Here is a 5,378-nt window from a genome sequence, read left to right on the forward strand (position 1 = left end):
CGCCATGGCGCGAAATCGCGTCGAGCGTCAGCGCCACGCTCGACAGCGCGGTCTGCGCCGAGGGCGCGGGCGGGTTCGGCGCCGGCAGCGGCAGGTTGGCCGGCGGCGCGCCGCGCGCCGCCCCGGTCGGGATGCCGACCTGGGTGGCGGGCGCCCCGGCCGACACGCCGCCCTCGAGCAGGCTGTCGATACGGCTGGCGAGCATGGCGGCGGTAACCGCGTCGATCCCGGTCATGGTGAGTCCCCGCGCGGCCCGAGCCGGCGTCCGTGTCTGTCTGCGTCTGGTGGTGTGACGGCCCCGCCGCGACTAGCGCCGCGCCTGGTAGATGTCCTTGAGCATGCGCGTCGAGCGGCCCGCGTCGAACAGCGCGGACAGCCGCGCCACCTCGGGGCTGGCGAGATCGCGAATGGCGGCGTCGTCGGCCAGGATCCGGCGGATCAGCGCGTACTTGTGGCCGCGCTCGGTCGGGTCGAGCATCACCCCTTCCTCGGCGGCCTTGAGGCCGTCGACCAGCGTCTGGTACTCCGCCTGCAGCCCGTCGACCGCCGGCCAATCCGCACCGCGCGCGGCCATCAGCATCCGGCCGGACACTTCCGCGATCGCCTCGTAGCGGGCGAGATAAGCTGCCTTGCGACTCATCGTACGGCTTCCGGCTGGGCCTGCCCCGCCATCATGCGGGCCACTTCCGGGGCGATCCCGACCCAGGCTTCCTCGAGCGTGGCCAGCAGGCCGTCGACCTCGACCAGCATGGCATCGCTGGCGCCCACGTTGGCCTCCAGCAGCCGGCGCAGGATATAGGCATAGAGCGCGTTCAGGCGCTCGGCGATCTCGCCGCCGGCCTCGACGTTGAGCGAGGCCTGCAGGCCGCTCTCGACGATCTGCATGGCCTTGCCGATCGCCTCGCCGCGCGCCGCGACATTGCCGGTGTTCAGGTGCAGGCGAGCCTGGGCGATCGCCTTGCGGGCGCCCTCGTAGAGCATCGCGATCAGGCGATGCGGGGACGCGCCCATCACCCCTGTCTCGACGCCGACGCGCGCGTAGGCACTGGCTCCAGCGTGTCCTGGGGAAAACATGACGGCCCTCCTGTTGATGCGATCGTGACGTGTGGCGCGACGCCCGTCGAAACGGCATGCGTAACGCTGTGTAATACCGGCGTTATCGGTAATGACGGGGAAAGCTTTAGCGCGAAGTCGGCGCGAGGGGGTGCGCCGGCCGGGTCAGACCGACATCTGCATGATGTCGTTGTACGCGCTGACGAGCTTGTTTCGGACCTGCAGACCGAACTGCAGGCTGATATTGGCCTTCTGCGAATCGATCATCACGTCGTTGAGGGACACGTTCGGCGCGCCCAGCTCGAAGGCCTTGGCCTCGCCGGCCGCCTTCATCTGGGTGTCGCTGATCCGGTCCAGCGAGGCCTTCAGGGCCCCCGCGAAGCCGCTGGCCGTGGCGGCGCCGTTGCCGGCGGCCGTGGCCGCGGCGCTCGCGCCGCTCGCCTGGGCGGCCATCGCCTGCATCTGTTGCAGCGCCGAAGCGATTCCGTTGACGGGCGCGGTCATGGGGTCTCCACAGAAGATACGGATGGGAAACCGGCAAGGGGCCCCGGCGGGCCCGGCCCGATCCAGCCCCGAATCCGCGCCGAAGGCCGCCGCAAAAAGCGCGGCGCGACGACGCGATGCCGGATTGCGAGCAAGGATAGCAAGCGCGGCGGCGCCCAAAGCGGGCGAAGTACGGGGAAAACTCGGCTCTGTTCCCGCGATCGGAGCCGCCCGCGCGCCGGAATAATCGCATCGTGTCATTGTCCGTCCGCTCGGCCGAGCGGCAGCCCGCTGTGGAGAAACCCGAAGCATGGATTCGCAGGCCAACTCGCTGATCAATCCCGACGCGCGCAACGCCGTCGCCGGCACGCCGCCCAACGCGGCCATGGCCGCCGGTGCGCTGCCTGGCGCCGGCGCGGGCGCGGCCGGCGCGGATTTCGGGCTGGGCGGCTTCGCCGAGCGGCTGTCCGGCTTCCCGAACCTGTCGCGCATGCGCACCAACCCCAAGCTGCCGTTCGTGATCGTCACCGCGCTGGCGATCGCGGCGATCGTCGCGCTGGTGCTCTGGAGCCGCGCCCCCGACTACAAGGTGCTCTACAGCAACCTGTCGGACCGCGACGGCGGCGCCATCATTGCTGCCCTGCAGCAATCCAATATTCCCTACCAGTTCACCGATGCCGGCGGCGCGATCCTGGTGCCCGCCAGCATGGTGCACGAGACGCGCCTGAAGCTGGCCTCGATGGGGCTGCCCAAGGGCGGCTCGGTCGGCTTCGAGCTGATGGACAACCAGAAGTTCGGGATCAGCCAGTTCGCCGAGCAGGTCAACTACCAGCGCGCGCTGGAAGGCGAGCTGGAGCGCACCATCGGCTCGATCAACGCGGTGCGCGCCGCGCGCGTGCACCTGGCGATCCCCAAGCCCTCGGTGTTCGTGCGCGAGCGCGAGGCGCCCAGCGCCTCGGTGTTCGTCGACCTGTACCCGGGCCGCGTGCTGGACGACGGCCAGGTGCTGGCGATCACGCGCATGGTCGCCTCGGGCGTGCCCGACATGCCGGCCAAGAACGTCACCATCGTCGACCAGGACGGCAACCTGCTGTCGCAGCAGCAATCGGCCGCCGGCCTCGACGCGAACCAGCTCAAGTACGTCCAGCAGGTCGAGCGCAACACCCAGAAGCGCATCGACGCGATCCTCGCGCCGATGTTCGGCGCCGGCAACACGCGCGCCCAGGTCAGCGCCGACGTCGATTTCTCGCGCGCCGAGCAGACCTCGGAAAGCTATTCGCCCAACGGCAGCCAGCAGCAGGCCGCGATCCGCAGCCAGCAGACCACCAGCGCCACCGAGATGTCGCAAAGCGGCGCGGGCGGGGTGCCCGGCGCGCTGTCAAACACGCCGCCGCAGCCGGCCTCGGCGCCGATCACCGGCGCCAGCGGCGCGGCCGGCACGCCGCCCACGCCGATCAGCGACCGCAAGGATTCGACCACCAACTACGAGCTCAACAAGACGGTCAGCCACGTCGAGCAGGCCACCGGCGGCATCAAGCGCCTGTCGGTGGCGGTGGTGGTCAACAACCTGCCGGTGGCCGACGCCAAGGGCCACGTGACGATGCAGCCGCTCAGCGCCGACAAGCTCAAGCAGGTCGAGCAGCTGGTGAAGGACGCGATGGGCTTCGACGAGAAGCGCGGCGACTCGGTCAACGTGGTCAACAGCCAGTTCACCGCGCTGGCCGATCCGCTGGCCGACGTGCCCTGGTGGCGCACGCCGGACATGATCGCGATGGCCAAGGACATCGCCAAGTGGCTCGGCATCGGCGTGGCCGCCGCCGCGCTGTACTTCATGTTCGTGCGCCCGGCGATGCGCCGCGCGTTCCCGCCGCACGAGCCGGCGGTAGCCAGCGCCGGCGCGCTGCCGGGCCCGGACGAGCCCGCGCTCGACGGTCTGCCGGCGCTCGAGTCGAGCCTCGGCGCGGAGGCGTCGCCCGAGGCGGCGCTGCTCTCGTTCGAGGCGGAAAAGCACCGTTACGAACGCAACCTCGACTACGCGAAGCTGATCGCCCGGCAGGATCCGAAGATCGTCGCGACCGTCGTGAAGAACTGGGTGACCGATGAGCGCTGAAGGCCTGATGAAAAGCGCGCTGCTGCTGATGTCGATCGGCGAGGAAGAGGCGGCGCAGGTGTTCAAGTTCCTGGGCCCGCGCGAGGTCCAGAAGATCGGCGTGACCATGGCCGCGCTGAAGAACGTCACGCGCGACCAGCTCGACGAGGTGCTCAAGGAATTCGTGCAGGAGGCCGAGAAGCATTCGGCGCTGTCGCTCGATTCCGGCGAGTACATCCGCTCGGTGCTGACCAAGGCGCTCGGCGAGGACCGCGCCGGCGCGATCATCGACCGCATCCTGCAGGGCAGCGACACCAGCGGCATCGAGGGCCTGAAGTGGATGGACTCGGGCGCGGTGGCCGAGCTGATCAAGAACGAGCACCCGCAGATCATCGCCACCATCCTGGTGCACCTCGACCGCGACCAGGCCTCCGAGATCGCCTCCTGCTTCACCGAGCGGCTGCGCAACGACGTGCTGCTGCGCATCGCCACGCTCGACGGCATCCAGCCGGCCGCGCTGCGCGAGCTCGACGAGGTGCTGACCGGCCTGCTGTCGGGCAGCGACAACCTCAAGCGCAGCCCGATGGGCGGCATCCGCACCGCCGCCGAGATCCTGAACTTCATGACCAGCTCGCACGAGGAAGCCGTGCTCGCCAACGTCAAGGCCTACGATCCGGACCTGGCGCAGAAGATCGTCGACGAGATGTTCGTGTTCGAGAACCTGCTGGACCTGGAAGACCGCGCGATCCAGCTGATCCTCAAGGAAGTCGAGTCGGAAACGCTGATCGTCGCGCTCAAGGGCGCGCCGCCGCCGCTGCGCCAGAAGTTCCTGGCCAACATGTCGCAACGCGCGGCCGAGCTGCTCGCCGAGGATCTCGACGCGCGCGGCCCGGTGCGCGTCTCCGAGGTCGAGCAGCAGCAGCGCAAGATCCTGCAGATCGTGCGCACCCTGGCCGAGAACGGCCAGGTGGTGATCGGCGGCAAGGCGGAAGACGCCTATGTCTGAGCGTGCTCGCGGCGCGGCCTCGATGACCGCCTACCAGCGGTGGGAGATGGCCTCGTTCGATCCGAAGCCGCCCGCGCCGCCCGTCGAGGACGACGGCGAGGCGGCCGCCGCCGCGCTGGCCGCCATCGCGCTCGCGCGCCGCACCGCGGGAGAGCCGCGATGAGCCCGCCGCGCGCAACCCTGCGCCTGCAACTGCACGCCGGCTTCGGTTTCGACGATGCCGCCGCCTACGTGGACCAATACGCGAAGCTCGGCGTGAGCCATGTCTACCTGTCGCCGATCACCCAGGCCGAACCGGGCTCGACGCACGGCTACGACTGCGTCGACTACGGGCGCATCAGCGAGGAGCTGGGCGGCGAGCACGGTTTCGTGCGGCTGGTCGGCGCGCTGCGCCGTCACGGGCTCGGCACCGTGGTCGATTTCGCGCCGAACCACATGGGCGTGGGCGGCACCTCGAACGGCTGGTGGAACGACGTGCTCGAATGGGGGCCGCGCAGCCGTTACGCGCGCCACTTCGACATCGACTGGCAGCCCGCCGACCCGACGCTGCACGGCCGCGTGCTGCTGCCCTGCCTGGGCCGCCCCTATGGCGAGGCGCTGGCGGCCAGCGAGATCGCGCTGCAGGCCGACCCGGCCAGCGGCCGGCTGTCGGTGGCCTGCCCCGGGCGCACGCTGCCGATCGGCCTGGGCGCCTATGCCGAGGTGCTGCGCGCCGCGCACGATCCCGGCCTCGACACGCTGGCCGCG

6 protein-coding genes and 2 pseudogenes are annotated in these 5,378 nt (G+C 70.2%); 4 read left to right on the top strand and 4 right to left on the bottom strand.

Features of this window, described 5'->3' with window-relative positions:
- From F3J18_RS35345 to fliE, 4 genes and pseudogenes are all read right to left on the bottom strand, one after another.
- Nucleotides 1-235 (bottom strand): annotated as a pseudogene (locus F3J18_RS35345) (flagellar hook-length control protein FliK); the annotation flags it as partial.
- Nucleotides 236-307: 72 nt separating this feature from the next.
- The gene (locus tag F3J18_RS35350) at nt 308-640 is read right to left on the bottom strand and encodes a flagellar protein FliT (RefSeq protein ID WP_025100304.1); all 333 of its coding nucleotides are present in this window, start codon (nt 638-640) and stop codon (nt 308-310) included.
- Entirely contained in the window at nt 637-1,074 is a 438-nt protein-coding gene (gene fliS, locus F3J18_RS35355; protein ID WP_025100305.1) for a flagellar export chaperone FliS, read from the bottom strand. Before fliS ends, F3J18_RS35350 begins: the two co-directional genes overlap by 4 nt.
- A gap of 144 nt (nt 1,075-1,218) precedes the next feature.
- Nucleotides 1,219-1,557 (bottom strand): flagellar hook-basal body complex protein FliE, encoded by a 339-nt coding sequence (gene fliE, locus F3J18_RS35360; protein ID WP_166916756.1) that lies wholly within the window; start codon nt 1,555-1,557, stop codon nt 1,219-1,221.
- Nucleotides 1,558-1,846: 289 nt separating this feature from the next.
- On the opposite strand from fliE, the gene fliF reads away from it, so the two are divergent.
- The 4 genes and pseudogenes from fliF to F3J18_RS35380 all read left to right on the top strand — a co-directional run.
- A complete protein-coding gene (gene fliF, locus F3J18_RS35365; protein ID WP_025100306.1) occupies nt 1,847-3,646 on the top strand; it encodes a flagellar basal-body MS-ring/collar protein FliF in 1,800 nt (599 codons plus the stop codon).
- Complete coding sequence (gene fliG / locus F3J18_RS35370; RefSeq protein WP_025100307.1) at nt 3,636-4,631, top strand: flagellar motor switch protein FliG; 996 nt, start codon at nt 3,636-3,638, stop codon at nt 4,629-4,631. Before fliF ends, fliG begins: the two co-directional genes overlap by 11 nt.
- Nucleotides 4,624-4,755 (top strand): annotated as a pseudogene (locus tag F3J18_RS35375) (flagellar assembly protein FliH); the annotation flags it as partial. The gene fliG and the pseudogene F3J18_RS35375, both read left to right, overlap by 8 nt.
- A gap of 35 nt (nt 4,756-4,790) precedes the next feature.
- A partial coding sequence (locus F3J18_RS35380) for an alpha-amylase family glycosyl hydrolase (protein ID WP_240156498.1) occupies nt 4,791-5,378 on the top strand: 588 nt, incomplete at its 3' end.

Source organism: Burkholderia sp. Ax-1720 (genome assembly GCF_011753035.1).
GTDB classification, from domain to species: domain Bacteria; phylum Pseudomonadota; class Gammaproteobacteria; order Burkholderiales; family Burkholderiaceae; genus Burkholderia; species Burkholderia gladioli.